Genomic DNA, 717 nt, shown 5'->3' with positions numbered 1-717 from the left:
CTTTATGGGTTGTAAGTCTTTCAGGAAACGAGGCATCCTCTAATCAATTTTATATTGCTTCGGCTGTTTCACTGGCTTTAGGTATTTATGCCTTTACATTACCTAAATGCCCTCCCCTTGCGAACAGAATTGATTCGAAGTCATTTGTTGATGCGCTGGGTTTAAGGGCATTTACATTATTTAAGCAAAAGAAATTTGCGGTATTTTTCTTTTTCTCTATGTTTTTAGGGGCAGCTCTACAGCTTACAAATGCCTACGGCGATACCTATTTGCACGACTTTAAAAATATCCCGGAGTACGAAAACCTACTTGCTGTTAAATACCCTGCAATTATAATGTCCATTTCCCAGATATCTGAAACACTATTTATTCTTGCAATACCTTTCTTCTTAAGGAAATTTGGAATTAAGTATGTGATGTTGCTAAGTATGCTTGCATGGGTGCTAAGATTTGGTCTTTTCGCTTTTGCTGATMCGGCAGGAGGTTTATGGATGATCATCCTATCTTGTATTGTTTACGGTATGGCTTTCGACTTTTTCAATATCTCGGGTTCCTTATTTATGGAAACTCAAATTGATGCCTCAATAAGAGGCAGCGCACAGGGTTTATTCATGATGATGGTAAACGGTTTTGGAGCACTTTTTGGAAGTTTCACAAGCGGGTTAATTATTGATAAGTTTTTTACTTATGCCGACCATAGTAAGGATTGGCAGGGAA

At 38.0% G+C, this 717-nt stretch carries 1 protein-coding gene; it reads left to right on the top strand.

Features of this window, described 5'->3' with window-relative positions; genetic code table 11:
- Positions 1 to 717 (top strand): MFS transporter (locus AC1DG9_RS27515; protein WP_477635756.1); only part of this gene is annotated, 717 nt, incomplete at both ends.

The organism is Pedobacter sp. 05L430 (genome assembly GCF_056397585.1).
Note: the sequence above shows the minus strand (reverse complement) of the source record. Positions and strands in the feature narration are given on the sequence as shown.